A 17,155-nucleotide genomic window follows, 5' to 3' on the forward strand; every position below is an offset into this window, starting at 1 on the left:
TTTTACTCATGATCACGGGGATACTTGTATTAACATCAGTAAGTGTTGTTACGCCGATCAATGCTGATGAATCGCCTAAAAACGTTACAAGTACATCAGTAAAACTTTCATGGAAAGCCTCCGAAAACATCTCTAATGGTAGTAGAGTATCAGATTATGATCTCTATCGCAACGGTTCTCTCATCAAGCAAAATATCTCCGATGCAACATATGCCAATCTGCCGAAGAACCTTGATTTTACAGCCCTTCCAGACAACCAAGCGATAGTTTACTATTTTAAGAAAAGCCGTGGCTGGAGCGATGTAAATATCCACTATGCTCCCGATGGTTCATCCTGGACATCCCCGCCGGGTATCAGCATGAATGAAAACGCTTGCTTGGATTGGGCCAAAAAAACTATTGATCTTGGCTCCAAAACATCGATGAAAGCAGCATTTAACAACGGCTCTGTCTGGGATAATAATAAAGGCGCTGATTATCATTTAGCTGCTGGTTTAAGTACTATCAAAGACGGCATCGTCACAACAACAGGAGCTAAGAATCCGTGTAACCCTCCAGTTATTGATTTAGAAGCACCTTCTATACCTCAAGGATTGACAGCCAATGCTGATGGACTACGAATCCAATTAGAATGGGATCCTTCTGTTGATAATGTTGGTGGAAGTGGAATCGGCGGGTATGAGATCACTCGCACAGGAGGAACTAAAGGCAAAAAGGTCTATACGACGCCCCGTACTACCTTCCAAGATTCATTATTGGAAGCGAAAACGACATATACGTATACAGTTAAGGCATACGATAAAGCAGAACCAGCCAACAAATCGGAAAGTAGTATTGAGGTAAGTGCAACAACAGGAACTTCATCACCTCCTGCTTCAAAGGGAAGTCCGATCGGAACAGATATGCGTGAAGATTCAATTTACTTTGTGATGACTGCCAGATTCTATGATGGGGACCCTTCGAACAACCGAGGTGGTGCGAATCATGTTTCAAGCGGCAATGCAGCCAACAGTGATCCAATGTTTAGGGGCGATTTTCAAGGGTTAATCAATAAACTGGATTATATCAAGGCTCTTGGCTTCTCAGCGATTTGGATTACACCGGTTGTATTGAATCGATCTGACTATGACTTTCACGGCTATCATGGTTACGATTTTTTTCGAGTGGATCCCAGGTTAGAGTCACCAGGTGCAACATACCAGGATTTGATTAATGCTGCACACGACAAAGATATTAAAATTATACAGGATGTTGTGTACAATCACTCTAGCCGCTGGGGTGCAAAAGGTCTATTCACGCCAAAAGTATTCGGTATTCGAGATAATCAGTGGACCTGGTACTATGACGAATCTCAAGAAGGAATCGAGTACGATGGCCTTCAGCAGAATGACGCAGGCAAGCCGTATAACGGTGACCTATGGTCAACGAAGGAACCGGAGGGCAACACCTGCCGGAATTGGGGAATCCCAATGAACTCAAAAACCTACAATTGCCAATGGCCCAACCCCACCTCTGGCATGTTTCCTTCACAGTACTATCACAGTTGCTGGATCGGCAATTGGGAAGGGGAAGATTCACGGAGTTGTTGGCTGCATGAGGATCTGGCTGACTTTAATACAGAGTCGAAGCCTGTCCAAGATTATTTAATTGAAGCGTACAATCGATTTATAGATATGGGTGTAGACGGGTTTAGGATAGACACCGCTGTGCACATTCCACGCGTTACCTGGAACCGTCATTTTCTTCCTGCAGCGCAGGAGCGGGCGATTGAGAAGTTTGGTGAAAAAGGACGTAATTTCTATATGTTCGGTGAAGTAGGTGCTTTCGTTAACGATAAATGGAACCGAGGTTCTGTGAATCATTCGACTCAATTCTTCACTTGGAAGGAACGCAAAGAGTATAGCACCAATGATGAAGTAGCTGCGTTGGAACAATATCAACACGAAAATAATCTTGGTACAGCCAATCAGCCTTTATCCGATAATGCATTCCTCAAAGGGAATTTGTATCATGAACCGGACCATTCGCAATCCTCCGGGATGAATGTAATTGATATGAGGATGCATATGAATTTTAGTGATGCGAATAACGCATTTTGGAATGGCAAGGATTCGGATGACACTTATAACGATGCGACCTATAACGTAGTGTATGTAGATAGCCATGATTATGGACCTAACAAATCATCGACCCGGTATACGGGGGGCACGGCTGCATGGGCTGAGAATATGAGTTTAATGTGGACTTTCCGTGGAATTCCAACATTGTATTACGGCTCAGAAATCGAATTTCAGGCAGGCAAGCCAATCGACTGTGGTCCAACGTGTCCATTAGCAACCACAGGACGTGCTTACTATGGAGATCATATTGAAGGTACAGTAGTAGCCTCCGATTTCGGACAGGTAGCTTCTGCTTCAGGTTCGGTTGCTCAAACCCTGCAGCACCCACTTGTAAAGCACATTCAGCGACTGAATCAAATTCGAAGAAGTATTCCTGCCTTGCAGAAAGGACAGTATTCTACAAAGGATGTAAGCGGACAAATGGCGTACAAGCGACGTTATACGGATTCATCAAAAGGCATAGACAGTTATGCTTTAGTTACTGTTAGTGAATCAGCTGTTTTTCGGAATATTCCTAACGGCACTTATAAAGATGCTATTACCGGAGACGTCAAAGAGGTCACGAATGGGACGCTCAATCTGGCAGTTTCGGGCAAAGGAAACTTAAGGGTATATGTACTTGATCTCCCGGGTAATCCTGCTCCTGGTAAGATCGGTGAAAACGGGCCTTTCTTGAAGCCTTAATTTTTAAATATAAGAAGCATGGAGGGAATGACATTCCTAGGAGTGTCGGTGGTTTGAGGTTTTAAAAACACACTCATAAACATATGGGTGTGTTTTTTTGGTGTTAAAGTAGCACAGATACCAAGAAGATGTAACATTTGCCGCAGCTTATTACGTTAATGTAGACACCTTAACGTACTTAAGAGTATTCTTATGTGTACTTAAGAGGGACCCCATTGCAACCAAAACTAATGAATATGTAAGTATATAAAGGAGGCCCATATGTATGAAGTCTCATACCTCTGACCGTATTAATATCCCGCCAGGATTGTGGGCAGGATTATGTCAATTAGGGTTTGGCGCTCACGACGTCGCTCGCAAAGCACGATTGCCGATCACCATTGTTACTGAACCAGTAGTCACCACCGCCCAATATTTCGCGATCTGGCAGGCATATTCTGATCTCATTGGTGACACTGCCCAAGGAATCATCAAGCTTGCGACCGTCTTTGATACAGCGAAGTACCCACCGACCGTCTTAGCGACTTACCACGCTCGGGACTACCGCGACGCTCTAAACCGAATGGCTCGGTACAAACAACTGTGTCCCCCTGAAAGCCTACATATCACTGAGGAGGGCGAGCACTGCACAATTGATCTGGAATGGCTGTCTCCCGAGCAATCTGGTCCGCCGATGCTGGTTGGTATCACGCTGGCTTGTCTTCTGGAGATTGGACGCCGGGGCACAGGTCAACCTTTGACCGCGCAGCTTGTTGAATTTTCGCACTCCATGGGCGATGTACAGGCGCTTGAAGCTTACTTCGGCTGTCGTATCCGGATTGGTGCAAAACGTAACCGATTGACGCTGCATCGAAGAGATCTGGACCGCCCCTTTGTCTCGTACAACGAAGAGTTGCTGGAAATCCTGACTCCTGTTCTGGACCGATCGTTGGATGAACAGCAGCGCAACCGCTCAATTACCGAGATGGTCAAATGGATCATGAAACGTAGCCTTACAGGAGGGCGCCCCGACATTCAGGCTGTGGCGAAGGAGCTCGGTATGAGCGATCGTACCTTGCAGCGCCGGCTTACTGACGAAAACACGAGCTTCAAGCTTCTGTTGACACAAGCTAGACATGAGCAGGCACGAAAGTACTTGGTAGACCCCTCGCTTGATATTAAAGAGGTGGCATTCTTGATTGGATATGAAGACCAGAACTCGTTTTACCGCGCCTTCCGCCTATGGGAGGGTGATACACCTTCAAATTGGCGGACTGAACATCTAGGTACAAACTCGATATCAGGAGCACGCTAGGACTGCCGACTATTCATTGATTCAATTCCTAATGAGTTTTGTCATTTGGCGTGTTAAACAAGAACTTTGGCGCATTATACTAGTTACTGGACAATCCAGACAAGATAATATAATCACTATCCGGAGCACAAGACTGTTTTAAAAAGGAGAAGTGTATTATGGATATGGGATTAAACCATAAAACAGCTTTAGTTACAGGATCAACGAAAGGTATAGGTAAAGCAATTGCCATTGAACTAGCCAAAGAAGGTGTTAATGTACTAATTAATGGACGAAATTATGAAGAGGTAGAACGAACTGTAAATGAAATTAAGTCAGATTTCCCAGCTACCTCTCCTCAAAATGCCACAGCCGATATTGTGGATATTGGACAAAGAGATGCTTTATTCGAAAAATACCCCAATATTGATATTTTAGTTAACAATACGGGTATTTATGAAATTATGCAATATGAGGACGTAGACGATGAAGTATGGGAAAAATACTTCCGCACTAACGTTCTTGCTGCAAATGGATTATCAAAATTTTATTTACCTAAAATGTTGAAAAATGATTATGGCCGCATTATTTTTATTGCGAGTGAAGAAGCAATTATGCCTTCAGGACAAATGCCTCAGTATTGTATGACAAAATCTATGTTGTTATCATTGTCAAAAAGCTTATCTAAATTAACAATAGGAACAGAAGTTACAGTCAATACGATCATGCCAGGACCAACACTCTCGGAGAATGTGCACCAAATCATTGAGAGTATGTATCCTCATGAAGATATGACTTTTTTAGAAAAAGAGAAGGATTTTATGGTTACCAACCTGCCTCAATCTGAAATACAGCGATTTATCAAGCCTATTGAAATAGGTAGACTAGCTACATTTGTATGTAGTCCTTATGCATCTGCATTTAAAGGTTCTCCAATCCGTATGGATGGGGGAATGGTACCGACTATTTTTTAGCGCTTGTGGAGAAGCTTGCTGAAATTAGCGCTGACATTGCGGAACATTATGATAAGATGAAGTCAAACATTACTCGAGGGTAGGATGAGGATCATGAACCATTTTGCTATGTATGGAAAGTTGACGGCACGTCCAGGGCAAAGGGATGCTCTTGCAGACATCTTGCTAGAAGCGGCCGATCTGTTGAAGTCGAATAATGACTGCTATTTGTATATAGTCAATGTGTCAGACGACGACCCGAATGCGGTGTATGTGACCGAACTGTGGAAAGATGCAGATGCCCATGCAGCCAGTCTTAAGAACGAAGAGGTACTGGCGTCGATACAACGCGGCCGACCGTTGATTATCGGAGCGGAGCCCATTAAACTGCGTGCTATAGGGGGAAAAGGCCTGTAGGGTCATGATGCAATTGCTGCTACCACAGCAGCCGATACTCGGTTGCTTTTAAGCTAACCAGCAGGATAGTCCTAATGAAACGCTTTTGTAACATGTGAAAGGTTGGCAGATAAAATTGGCCCTGGTATAATAAGGGTAATTCACTAAGGAGAGATTTTTTTGTCTGGAGCTGTTCTTTACTAATCCAATTCCATAAAAAGAGGTTTTCATGCACCTACTATTCGTCTGCCCAATTTTTGTATTACGGGTGGGATTTGAAAGCTTCGGAATTAGTTAAGAACAACGGATATTACCAGATCCTTAGGGATACCTGTTATAATGAGTCCAATCCGTGCTGGTTCAGCGCGGATTTTTTTTATGGCTCAAATAGCAGGTGATATGAGGGTAGGAATGACGTATGTTCATTCCTGCCCTTTTCTAATTTTTAGCAAAGGGGGATAGAAGGGAATTACTCCAATTTGGTCAAATACATCCAGACTTCTTGAATGAAAGATTCAATCTAAGTAAATAGAAAGGTGGACAATACATGAAACTTCAAACGAATCGGCTCATATTAAAAACACTTGATCTTAATTTAATCGAAGCAGCAGCCCGACGTGATATAGGTGCTATTGAAGCTTTGGGTTATAAAACCAGTGATGAATGGCCGGGTCCTGATTTCTTTGAAGCTTTACCTTATTTTCGAGAACTTTTGATAAAAAATAATGGCACTAGAGGTTTTGACTCTTGGATCATTGTGGAGAAGGATACCCAAGAAATTGTTGGAGGGATTGGTTTTTTAGGAGATCCTGATCAGAACGGTATGATTGAGATCGGTTTTGCAACGAATGAAAGCCATCGCCGCAAAGGCTATTGCTATGAAGCCGCTCAAAAATTAATAGAGTGGTCCTTAAATCATGAAGAGGTCCAAATCGTAACGGCAAGATGCGTACCTGACAATATCAGCTCTAAGAATTTGTTATTGAAGTTAGGATTTCAAATTGATCACAAAGATGAAGAATTGCTTTATTGGAAATATGAAATGAAGAAAGTAGGAGGGGGTCAGCAGAAATGATCCGTCGAGATCTAGATGACGTAGATTTCATAAGAGCAAATTTAATGGGGCCTAGTTCGATTATCATGCTTGAGGAGCTATCGAAAAATTTGACTTTGCAGAAAGGAATGCGAGTGCTGGATTTGGGCTGTGGGACCGGACTTACTTCTATCTATCTGGCGCAAAAGTTTGGCATAACCGTGTTTGCTGTCGATTTATGGATTAGTGCAACTGAAAACTATAGAAGATTCAGAGAGTTTGGTTTGGAAAGCCAAATTATCCCCATACATGCAGATGCCTGCCACTTGCCTTTTGCGGAACAATACTTTGATGCAGTTATAAGCGTAGATGCGTATCAATATTTTGGAGCGAATGAGCAGTACTTAGATGACCATCTTGCGCCGCTAGTTAAAGAAGGAGGTAAATTGGCTATAGCAATGCCAGGGGTAAAGATGGAGTTTGATGGGGTTATACCCGTGGAACTGCAGCCGTTCTTGTCACTTAGTGAGGTTGATAATCAGTGGCATACATGCGATTGGTGGCGGAAATTATGGGAACAGTCGCCAAATGTTTACGTTGAATCGGTAAGAGAAATGAGATGCTTCTCGAAAGCTTGGTATGAATGGCTTCAGTGTAACAACGATTATGCACGTGCTAATAATGCATTGCTGAATGCAGATGACGGGAAGTATATGAATCTAATCTCGCTTATTGCTACTAAGAAATAGCGATATCCGGGGACAAAAGTTCCCAGTCCTATGGGCTGAAATTCACTAAAGTAACTGAGAACGATAGTTCAACTCTACCAAAAACAGCCGAGCGCTCGGCTGTTTTTTTAACTAGTGGGCAGATTACATGAAGTGGTTAATCGATGCCAGGGTCGAACTTACAGGCTTAGGTCGGAAGAGTAATACAGGAGAAATCGGCCCATGAAGGCCTCCACAAGCTTTCTCAATTCCCGACGGGCTACCCGAATATGAAGAAGCTTTAGAACTTGTATCCATGGCATTTTTCAAACACTGATTGTCGATATTCCAAAATACTGTTTAACAGTACTTTTTTTCTCTCTAATATCATCATTTTCTTTTGAAATGCCGATATAAAATTGAGTCTAGAGAACTATTTTATACATAAATTTTACCTAAAGGAAGTGTGAAGAGATGTTGAAAAAGAAATGGCTTATCACCCCGTTGGTTGCGACGACACTGTTTTTCGGTCAATCTGCATTCGCGGCAAACACGTTTTCAGATGTGGAAGGAACAAAATATGAATGGGCTGCCGAATCGATTCGTTCCATGGTCGACAAGGGCGTTGTCAAGGGCTATGCAGATGGGACCTTCAAGCCAAGCAAAACCATAACGAAAGCGGAATTTGTACATATGTTTCATAAGCTTTTTCCAGAAATCGATCATTCTTCCGGCAAATCTTCCGACTTTGTGGATGCGCGTAAACACTGGGCGAATAAAGATTTTGCAGCAATATTCAACGGGGACTATGTTTGGCCGTATGCTGAAAGTGTTGGGGGGAAATATCCAAACTATCAATTCTATGTCAAGCCTGACAAACCATTGACCCGCTGGGATGTGATGATGATTGCCTCTCTTCGGACGGATTATACCAATCAGACGCTTCATCCTGAGATTGAGGAAGTGATTTCCGCAGCTGCGCAGTACAAGGATATGAAAGTTCGTCAGGCCAATTACAATGACAATTTCTCGGCCTACTATCCGGTGCTGTACATCGACAAGACTGGAGAAGAGTACTCCTATGATGGCGATTCCCAGGATCAAAAGGCAGAAGCATTCTACACCCTAACCAAGATGGGGGTCCTTACCGCTAATGAAGGATACCTTCGCCCCAAAGCACTAGTTACACGGGCTGAAGCTGTTACCATTTTACAGCGTTTGAACGAAGCCACAACGAAGTCAGTGGAGGATCGACACTAGCCGCTTGCACATTGTAGCTATTAAGGAAACTGCATAAGGAGATAAATCGCTTTGGAGTTCGCTACTTAATTAGTTACGTATCTATGACGACGCCTAACCGTCGATTACTGTCGAAGGACAACAACTATGTATAATAAGTCGCCAAATTGGCGGCTTTTTTTGTTTTAACGATAGATGCCAGTCAATAGTTTAGAATACGAAATTTTCATGTAAATTCATTAAAAAGCTGAAAACAATTCCTTTTTTTAAACAAAAGAGGATATTCTTTTGGTTTATAAAATATATGTAGTATATATCACTGTACTTTAATTCATTTTAATGTTTATAATAAATTAATAGCCTTAACCTATGTCTTACACTCATCTATGATGCTGAAGTTTCTAAGTATCAACTCTGAACTTCCAGCACACTCCATTTTTTTACACTTCCAAGTCTACTTACACACTTTTATTTCTGATTACATCATGAAACTCAAAAACGATTTACTTTAACATGTCGATTACTGTTTGTTTGTGGCAAGACATTTTGTTGTTTTTGCTGTATCTATCTTAAATACATAGGAATGTGAACATCTGAATCCCATAAAACATTTGTTTTACCGCTTTTTTATGGTGAGGAAAGGGGTTGGACATGAATCGCATGACTTTGCTTTTTTCGGGACAAGGATCTCAGTATGTCGGGATGGGAGCGGCATGGCATGACGGTTTTTCAGAGGCAAGTCACATTTTTGAAGAGGCTGCTGATATTTTGGGGTATGATTTGAAAACTTTATGTATGAAAGGACCCATCTCCCAATTATCCAGAACATCCTACACCCAGCCTGCACTACTCACAATTAGTGTAATCGCATTCAGACGTTACATGCACGATGTTGGGATTATTCCCGAATTTTCTGCAGGGCATAGTTTGGGTGAGTATTCTGCATTGGTAAGCAGCGGAGTCTTATCGTTTGGCGATGCTTTGCGGGTGGTACAAGAACGGGGACGCTTTATGGAAGAAGCTTCAGAGGCCGGAGTGGGTTGCATGATTGCTGTTCGAGGGGCTGATTTAAATCTGCTAGAAGAGCTGTGCGATCACTATGACGTAACCAGTCAGCCTATTTCCATCGCTTGTTATAACTCCTCCTATCAATACGTCGTTTCTGGTCATCATGCCTCTGTTGCTGCGGTGGCGGGACAATTAGAGCAACGTGGGTTCCAAATTACCCGTTTGCAGGTAAGCGGCCCTTTTCACAGCCCGCTTATGCAGCATGCTGCTGACCGATTAGCATTGGAATTGCAAAAATATACGTTTCATGAACCGCTGTGGCCTGTCATTTCTAATGTTACAGCACTGCCATATACGGATGCCAACAGCATTCGTCAAGGTTTGCATTTGCAAATGATCCATCCAGTGCGGTGGATACAAACGATGCAGTATATGGAGAAACATGGGGTGAAGCAGGGAATTGAATTAGGACCGCGAACGGTGCTGAAAAACTTGGCAAAGGAAACAAACATCGCTTTTGAGGTGCTTTCCTTGGACAGAGACTTGGATCGGATTGAGCTGGAACGTCGTTTTTCGATCCGTGATTGGTTGGTCAAACCGCTGGCGGTGGCGGTGTCTACACCCAATGCCAATTGGAATGAGGATGAGTATCATAAGGGGGTTATTTTACCTATTCACAGGTTGGAGGAGTTACTCAAAAGCATAGAATCGGGCAAATCTTCTTCTGCTTATGAACTAAGACGCGAAGCGCTGGAGTGTATTCGCCTGATATTGCAAACCAAACAAGTATCTGCAGGAGAGCAGGAGGAAGTTTTAGACCTTTTGAGGAGGGATCAGGATGGAGCAGTTTCAAACTTTAATTGAAATCATTCAGGACCGAGCCAGTAGAGCTGAAAATGGAATTATTTTCATTTCGGGTGATACACAGGAGGAGTATGTAAGCTACAGTCAGCTTCTGGAGCAAGCACTGCAGGTACTTCATCAATTGCAGGAAAAAGGAGTACAGCCTGGCAATAAGCTAATTATGCAAATTGAAGACAATCATACCTTTGTGAATGTGTTTTGGGGCTGTCTGCTCGGCGGAATCGTCCCCGTACCTGTAAGTATCGGGAATAATGATGAACATAAAATGAAGCTATTTAAAATCTGGAGTACCCTTACTTGCCCTTACATGATTGCGGATCATAAAGTATTAGAGCAGTTAGAAAAGTATTCTCATCAGCATGAGATGCTGGATTTCTTTGATTCTGTGAAAGAAGCGACCTTTTCTAGCCATGATTTTGATTATTCCGATCAGAACAAAGGGACCATTCATCAATCCAGACCGGAGGATTTGGCGTTTATTCAATTTTCCTCTGGTTCGACAGGTGATCCCAAGGGAGTCATGCTGACGCATGAGAATCTCGTATACAATATTCGGGATATCGCCAGTCAAACGGGAATGACTTCAAGTGATGCGTATCTGGGCTGGATGCCACTCACACATGATTTGGGATTGATCGCTTTTCATTTAACCTGTATCATCGCCCATGCCAAGCAGCTCATTATGCCAACAGCTCTTTTTATAAGACGTCCTTCATTATGGCTAAAAAAGGTGTCGGAGCATAAGGTGACTCAAATCTGTTCTCCTAACTTCGGTTATAAATTTTTCCTTGATCAATATAAATCCAAAACAGCGGATAACTGGGATTTGTCAAGTGTTCGCATGATTTTAAATGGGGCTGAGCCCATATCGGTGGAGCTTTGCCATGTATTTATGGAAGCCATGAGTGTACATGGATTAAAAAAAAATATCATGTATCCTGTATACGGCTTGGCAGAGGCCAGCGTAGGTGTCTCCACTCCACCTTTGGATAAAGATAATTTTGTTACTATTCATTTAAATCGGCAACAGCTACATGTAGGTGAACCTATAGAAGAAGTAGATTCATCCGATAAGCGTTGTCTTACGTTTGCGGATTTGGGCTACCCCATGGCCAGCACCTCTGTTCGCATTTGTGATGAGCAAAATCAGGTACTAAAGGACGATGTAATCGGATACACCCAAATTTGCGGCAAAAATGTGACTGCTGGGTACTATAACAATCCTGAGGCTACCGCAAAGGTCAAGACAGAGGATGGCTGGCTCATTACCGGAGATTTGGGTTTTATGAGAAACGGACGACTGGTGATTACAGGCAGAGCTAAGGATATTATTTTCGTGAACGGCCAGAACATTTATCCGCATGATATCGAAAGGATTGCAGAGGAACTGGACGGGGTGGATCTGGGGAAAGTAGCTGTCTGCGGTGTACATGATGCACAAACTAGACAGGATCGTATTGTTGTTTTTGTGATGCACACGAAAAAAATAGAGTTATTTTTGCCAACAGTCCAAAGGCTGAAAAGCCATTTGAATTATCGGGGAGGATGGCATATTCAAGATGTAGTTCCAATTCGCCGTATTCCCAAAACTACTAGTGGAAAGGTTCAGCGCTACAAGCTGGCTCAGAGCTACGAGCAGGGAGAATTTGATGTAGTTTTGGCATCCCTAACCGAGGCCGCTCGAAATATACAGGAAGCGAACGATGCCCCTGTACCTCAAGGTGAGATCGAGCAAAAACTGATTGGGATTTGCCAAGCTATTTTAAATGTACAGTCAATTGGGAAGGAAGATAGCTACTTTGATATCGGCGTAACATCCTTACAACTCGTTCAGATCGTGGACCAATTAGAGGAACAACTCGGGATTCATATTGAGGTAACGGACTTTTTCTCTTATCCGACTATCGCCAAGCTAGCTGGATATATATCCAGTCAGGGCTTAGGTCATAAGGTGAACACAGCACCGCAATTGGAATCCAAAGAGGAGGTAGAGGACCTGGATATTGCTATCATTGGCATGTCCGGTAAGTTTCCTCATGCGGATACACTGGAGCAGTTTTGGGCGAATGTAGCTTCCGGTACAGATCATATCAGTCCATATAGCGATGAAAGAAAAAAGGATGCCGAAGCTTTTATTTCCCGTCTGAATATGGAAGGCCGAAACATGCAAATCGCCGAAGGTGGCTATCTGGACGAAGTGGACAAATTTGACTACACCTTCTTCAAGCTGACTCCACGTGAAGCTTCTCTGATGGACCCGAATCAACGTTTATTTCTGCAAACTGCTTGGAGCACGATTGAGGATGCAGGCTATGGAGGAAAACAGCTGTCGGGGAAAAAGGTAGGGGTGTATGTTGGATTCTCCAAAACCAGCTTTGAATATGAACGATTGTTGTCCGAAGTGGAGCCAGGAGCGATTCCAAACTTTGGCATAGGCAATCTTCCGTCCGTTATCTCCAGTCGGATTGCGTATTTGCTTGATTTAAAAGGCCCAGCACTGACCATTGATACGGCATGCTCCTCGTCACTCGTAGCGGTACATCTGGCGTGTAAGTCGATTTTGAATGGAGACTGTGAGATGGCTTTGGCCGGTGGAGTGAAGACCATTTTGCTGCCGTTGAAAGCTGGCATTGGCATGGAATCCTCCGATGACCGGGCACGAGCATTCGACGATCAGTCGGACGGCACAGGCTGGGGCGAAGGCGTTGGAGCCGTTCTCTTAAAGCCGCTTCGCCAAGCGGAAAAAGACGGAGATCACATTCTGGGTGTGATCAAAGGAAGCGCGATTAATCAGGACGGCAGTACGATTGGAATTTCCGCGCCCAATGCGCTGGCTCAATCAGAAGTCATTTCGCAGGCGTGGCGTGATGCACGGATCGATCCCGAGACGGTAAGCTATATTGAAGCCCATGGTACTGGCACCAAGTTGGGTGACCCCGTTGAAATTAAGGGCATTACCCAGGCATTCCGTAGATTTACACAGCGCAAGCAGTTTGTGGCGATAAGCACGGTCAAAACGAATATTGGGCATTTATACGAAGCTGCTGGGATTGCGGGATTGATCAAATGCGTGCTGTCGATGAAGCATCAACAGATTGCACCGCTCGTTCATTTTCGCACACCCAACCGGAACATCCATTTTGAAGAATCTCCGCTGTATGCCAACACTAGACTGAGGGAATGGAAGACAGACGGATTTCCGAGAAGATGCGGGGTGAGTTCCTTTGGCTTCAGCGGGACAAACTGCCACGTGGTGCTGGAAGAATATATAGCGAAAAAGAGTGCGGACCAAGAAACCACCGACCGAAAAAATGGATCATCGCCATTGCTACTGACACTGTCGGCGCGAACTGAAGGAGCTTTAAGTGAGTTGATTGCACGGTACGTGGATCGCTTTGAACGTGAGGAAGAATTGCCGATGGAGGATGTCTGCTATACGGCTAACACGGGCAGAAGCCACTTAACATACCGAGTGGCTGTGATAGCCGAAGGAGCGGAGGCTCTGAAAGCGAAATTACTTCAGCTTTATGAGCAGGGCAAGGCCATTGAAGGTGTATACATTGGAAAAGTAGATAGCAGTAGTGGTACAGAAACAGCCGTCGGAAGCTCGGACACTTTGCAAGCACTAGAGCAAGTAGCAGTGAAGTACGTACAGGGCGCACAAATAGATTGGGACACGCTATACGCAGGTCACCCGTACAAAAGGATTTCTCTGCCTACGTATCCGTTTGAAAGGAAAAGGTGCTGGATTCATGTTCCAGAACAGGTTCGAGCGGAGCAGACTGCACCCGTTTATAAAAATACAATAGTAAGGGAGTTTGAAACTATGGGGAATGAGTATTCGACGTCAGCGTCGTTTACTGAACAGTATAAATCTTCCATTGGACAAAAATTAGCGAAAATGATCGGTAATGTGTCACAACTTAGTCTTGAGGAACTGGAACCGCAAACACATTTTCTAGAACTAGGGCTGGACTCCATTAATTTGTCCCAGGTCCGCCACAGCATCAAGGATACATTCGACCTGGATGTCCCAATGAATGAATTTTTTGAATCGCTGACCACGCTCGAACTGTTGACTAGCTACGTCGCAGAACAGGTGAGTATTTCCGTTTCTGACGAGGCAGCAGTTGGTGCTGTGGAAATCCAACCGAAAATACCCCTTAATCGGGTAGATGCTACTACAGTATCAACCTGGACAGGGCAGGATTCCAGCGCAATTGGTACATCGCCTCATGGAATAGTCACGTCCGGGCAAGACCCATTTCAAAGCACATCAGTTATAGCGACTTCTGCTGGTATCGAGCAGATTTTGCAGCAGCAGCTGCACGTGATGTCACAGCAGCTTGATGTGCTCCGAACTCAACCAACTCCTCCGACATCCGTTTCCCAATCATTTCAACCGGAAAGGGATTTGTCGTCAGCAAATAGAGGAAGCGCAGAGAGCTTTGAAACCAAACAGGAGGTCGCAACTGCATTAGCGACAGTTCCACCTGTACTAGCTGTTCCGAAGAAGGCAGGCCATGAAGCAAAACCGTTTACACCTTATAAAAAGCTGGAGGTCAAAGCTCATGAATTGCTTTCACACCGCCAAGAACATCATCTGCAAGAGCTGATTGAGCGCTATACTGCTCGGACGCGAAGCACCAAGCAGTACACTCAGCAGTATCGGTCTGTCTACGCGAATAACCGTAATGTAGCCGGATTCCGGCCTATTTTGAAGGAAATGGTCTATCAAATTGTTTCTCAACGTGCAGACGGGTCCAAAATTTGGGATTTGGATGGGAATGAATATGTAGATTTGACCATGGGCTTTGGTGTTAATCTGTTTGGACACAATCCAGCCTTTATTCGTGAAAAAATTGAGGCAGAGCTAAAGAACGGCATGTGTGTCGGACCTATGTCCAACATGGCAGGACAAGTCGCCGAGAAGATTTGCAAGCTGACCGGTGTAGAACGGATCGCTTTGTACAATTCCGGCACCGAGGCGGTTATGGTTGCCCTCCGTTTGGCGCGTGCTGCCACCGGGCGAGCCAAAGTAGCCATTTTTGCCGGCTCCTATCACGGTACGTATGATGGGGTGCTTGCGTTGGGTAGCGCTGGCAACAATAAGGAGCATTCCACACCTCTTGCGCCTGGCATTTTGCGGCACATGGTGGACGATATCGTTGTACTTAACTATGGAACGGACGAATCGCTGGATTATATACGCACACATGGGCATGAGCTGGCTGCTGTGCTTGTGGAACCAGTGCAAAGCCGTCGTCCCGATTTTCAGCCGAAGGTCTTTTTGCAGGAGGTTCGCCAAATCACGGAGCAATCCGGTACAGCTTTTATTTTTGATGAAGTGATTACAGGCTTCCGAATTCAACCGGGAGGCGCTCAAGCGTGGTTTGGAATACAAGCTGACCTTGTGACCTACGGTAAAGTTATTGGCGGAGGGATGCCAATCGGTATCGTAGCAGGGAAAGCCGACTTTATGGATGGGATTGACGGTGGCACCTGGAGCTTCGGAGATGGTTCCTATCCTCAGAATGAGCATCGGCGAACATTTGTAGCCGGTACGTTCTGTCATCATCCGCTGGCGATGGCGGCATCCCTAGCAGTGTTGAATTATTTGGAAAACCACGGCGAACAGCTGCAAAATCAGTTGAACAGCCGTACTTCAGCGTTGGCAGCAGAGTTAAATAGTTACTTTACCCATGAGCAGATACCCATGAAGATTGTTCACTTTGGTTCACTATTTCGCTTCGTACTCAAGGGTGATCTGGAGCTTTTCTTCTATCACATGCTGGAAAAGGGTATTTACATCTGGGAAGGGCGGAACTGCTTCTTGTCGACCGCTCATACAGAGGAAGATATTGCGCGGATCATACAAGCTGTCAAGGACAGTGTGGATGAGCTGCGTAAAGGGGGATTCTTGCCTGATCTGACCCCGAACGGGAAAGGCCCAGGTCCAGGTAAGCAAAGTGTGTCTATAGCCGACCCTTCAGAAGTATCGACAGTGGACGTGGATGAAACGGTCATCCCACTAACCCCAGATCAAAGGCAGTTCTGGTTCGCTTAATGTCAAGAAACGAAGTGACTTCCATCTTGATACGCGAACGTATATTAATGTGAGAAGTTAAGTGAACTGTCCAATCCCGTATTGATGTTGCCAGAAAATTGAGTAAAGTGCACTTCGGCGTCTTTACCCTCCAAATTTGATAAAATGTCAGGTTCTATTTTTAGGACTTGGCATTTTTAGTAGTGTGGGTATCAGTTATGAAAAAGCCAGTCGGAGATGAAGAAAATCGAAAGTGGGCCGTGAGGCTGCGCTGAATCGACAGGAGTCAACAAAGGTCATATTTTGCAAGTGGTTGTAATCGCTCGCAAAGGGAAGAGCAACCATATTCAAGCTTACTAGCGCAGACATAACTTTATTCGTCATCGTGAATTCTTACAATGCGTATAGCTTCATCGAATTAAATTGTCATAAATTAGATGATGAATTCTAACATTTACTTTTAAATTGAGTCTTTAATTTAAGCTTTGAGTATCATAACTTTTAAACTTTATGAGGACGCATGTCAGCGAGTAAAAGAAAATATTTGAGTTTTTAAGAATCAATACTGGAAAAAAACTATATCCTGCATAATAAGTTGAATAAAAGAATTTAGCCATTAATGGTTTAATAAAACAAATTAGATCCTCGTTTTACCAGATGGATAATTATATTTTATTAGTATAAGGATGGTTCCTTATACAATGGACCGTTCATATTTACCTTCCTATGAGAACTTTATCTTGTACCCCTAGCTAGGTTATTTCGTGCTTTTTAGGCTAGCGTCACAGTTGGAAAGGATAAAATTAATTCCTTGAATACCCCATAGTAAAGG

Annotated in this window: 9 protein-coding genes; all 9 read left to right on the forward strand. The window is 44.0% G+C overall.

Translation table 11 applies throughout. The features are described from left to right. Positions 1–8 precede the first annotated feature (8 nt). Positions 9–2,804, forward strand: coding sequence for an alpha-amylase family glycosyl hydrolase (locus MKY24_RS12500; RefSeq protein ID WP_339202142.1), 2,796 nt, complete (start codon positions 9–11; stop codon positions 2,802–2,804). A 265-nt stretch (positions 2,805–3,069) separates the two neighbouring features. Beyond that, positions 3,070–4,098: an AraC family transcriptional regulator gene (locus MKY24_RS12505; protein WP_053325430.1), complete on the forward strand. Its 1,029-nt coding sequence runs from the start codon at positions 3,070–3,072 to the stop codon at positions 4,096–4,098. 158 nt (positions 4,099–4,256) lie between these two features. Then, positions 4,257–5,051, forward strand: coding sequence for an SDR family oxidoreductase (locus MKY24_RS12510; RefSeq protein WP_068938430.1), 795 nt, complete (start codon positions 4,257–4,259; stop codon positions 5,049–5,051). Between the two features lie 93 nt (positions 5,052–5,144). Continuing rightward, entirely contained in the window at positions 5,145–5,447 is a 303-nt protein-coding gene (locus MKY24_RS12515; protein ID WP_023988590.1) for a putative quinol monooxygenase, read from the forward strand. A 526-nt stretch (positions 5,448–5,973) separates the two neighbouring features. Further along, positions 5,974–6,501 carry a GNAT family protein gene (locus tag MKY24_RS12520; protein WP_053325432.1) on the forward strand — a complete coding sequence of 176 codons (528 nt, stop codon included), beginning with the start codon at positions 5,974–5,976 and terminating at the stop codon, positions 6,499–6,501. Continuing rightward, positions 6,498–7,208, forward strand: coding sequence for a methyltransferase domain-containing protein (locus tag MKY24_RS12525; RefSeq protein WP_053325433.1), 711 nt, complete (start codon positions 6,498–6,500; stop codon positions 7,206–7,208). The genes MKY24_RS12520 and MKY24_RS12525 overlap by 4 nt, the downstream gene beginning before the upstream one ends. A 432-nt stretch (positions 7,209–7,640) precedes the next feature. Continuing rightward, positions 7,641–8,426, forward strand: a complete 786-nt coding sequence (locus MKY24_RS12530; protein WP_053325434.1) for an S-layer homology domain-containing protein — start codon at positions 7,641–7,643, stop codon at positions 8,424–8,426. Between the two features lie 630 nt (positions 8,427–9,056). Then, a complete protein-coding gene (gene fabD, locus MKY24_RS12535; protein ID WP_053326567.1) occupies positions 9,057–10,277 on the forward strand; it encodes an ACP S-malonyltransferase in 1,221 nt (406 codons plus the stop codon). Then, complete coding sequence (locus MKY24_RS12540; protein ID WP_339202149.1) at positions 10,252–16,344, forward strand: aminotransferase class III-fold pyridoxal phosphate-dependent enzyme; 6,093 nt, start codon at positions 10,252–10,254, stop codon at positions 16,342–16,344. Before fabD ends, MKY24_RS12540 begins: the two co-directional genes overlap by 26 nt. Positions 16,345–17,155 lie beyond the last annotated feature (811 nt).

Origin of the sequence: Paenibacillus sp. FSL P2-0322 (assembly GCF_037975315.1) — a bacterium.
Classification (GTDB): domain Bacteria; phylum Bacillota; class Bacilli; order Paenibacillales; family Paenibacillaceae; genus Paenibacillus; species Paenibacillus polymyxa_B.

Bases quoted from the DNA above. Each gene is read 5' to 3' on its own strand.
- fabD (WP_053326567.1), top strand. From the start codon at position 9,057: ATGAATCGCATGACTTTGCTTTTTTCGGGACAAGGATCTCAGTATGTC.
- MKY24_RS12515 (WP_023988590.1), top strand. From the start codon at position 5,145: ATGAACCATTTTGCTATGTATGGAAAGTTGACGGCACGTCCAGGGCAA.
- MKY24_RS12505 (WP_053325430.1), top strand. From the start codon at position 3,070: ATGAAGTCTCATACCTCTGACCGTATTAATATCCCGCCAGGATTGTGG.
- MKY24_RS12525 (WP_053325433.1), top strand. From the start codon at position 6,498: ATGATCCGTCGAGATCTAGATGACGTAGATTTCATAAGAGCAAATTTA.
- MKY24_RS12500 (WP_339202142.1), top strand. From the start codon at position 9: ATGATCACGGGGATACTTGTATTAACATCAGTAAGTGTTGTTACGCCG.
- MKY24_RS12540 (WP_339202149.1), top strand. From the start codon at position 10,252: ATGGAGCAGTTTCAAACTTTAATTGAAATCATTCAGGACCGAGCCAGT.
- MKY24_RS12530 (WP_053325434.1), top strand. From the start codon at position 7,641: ATGTTGAAAAAGAAATGGCTTATCACCCCGTTGGTTGCGACGACACTG.
- MKY24_RS12520 (WP_053325432.1), top strand. From the start codon at position 5,974: ATGAAACTTCAAACGAATCGGCTCATATTAAAAACACTTGATCTTAAT.
- MKY24_RS12510 (WP_068938430.1), top strand. From the start codon at position 4,257: ATGGATATGGGATTAAACCATAAAACAGCTTTAGTTACAGGATCAACG.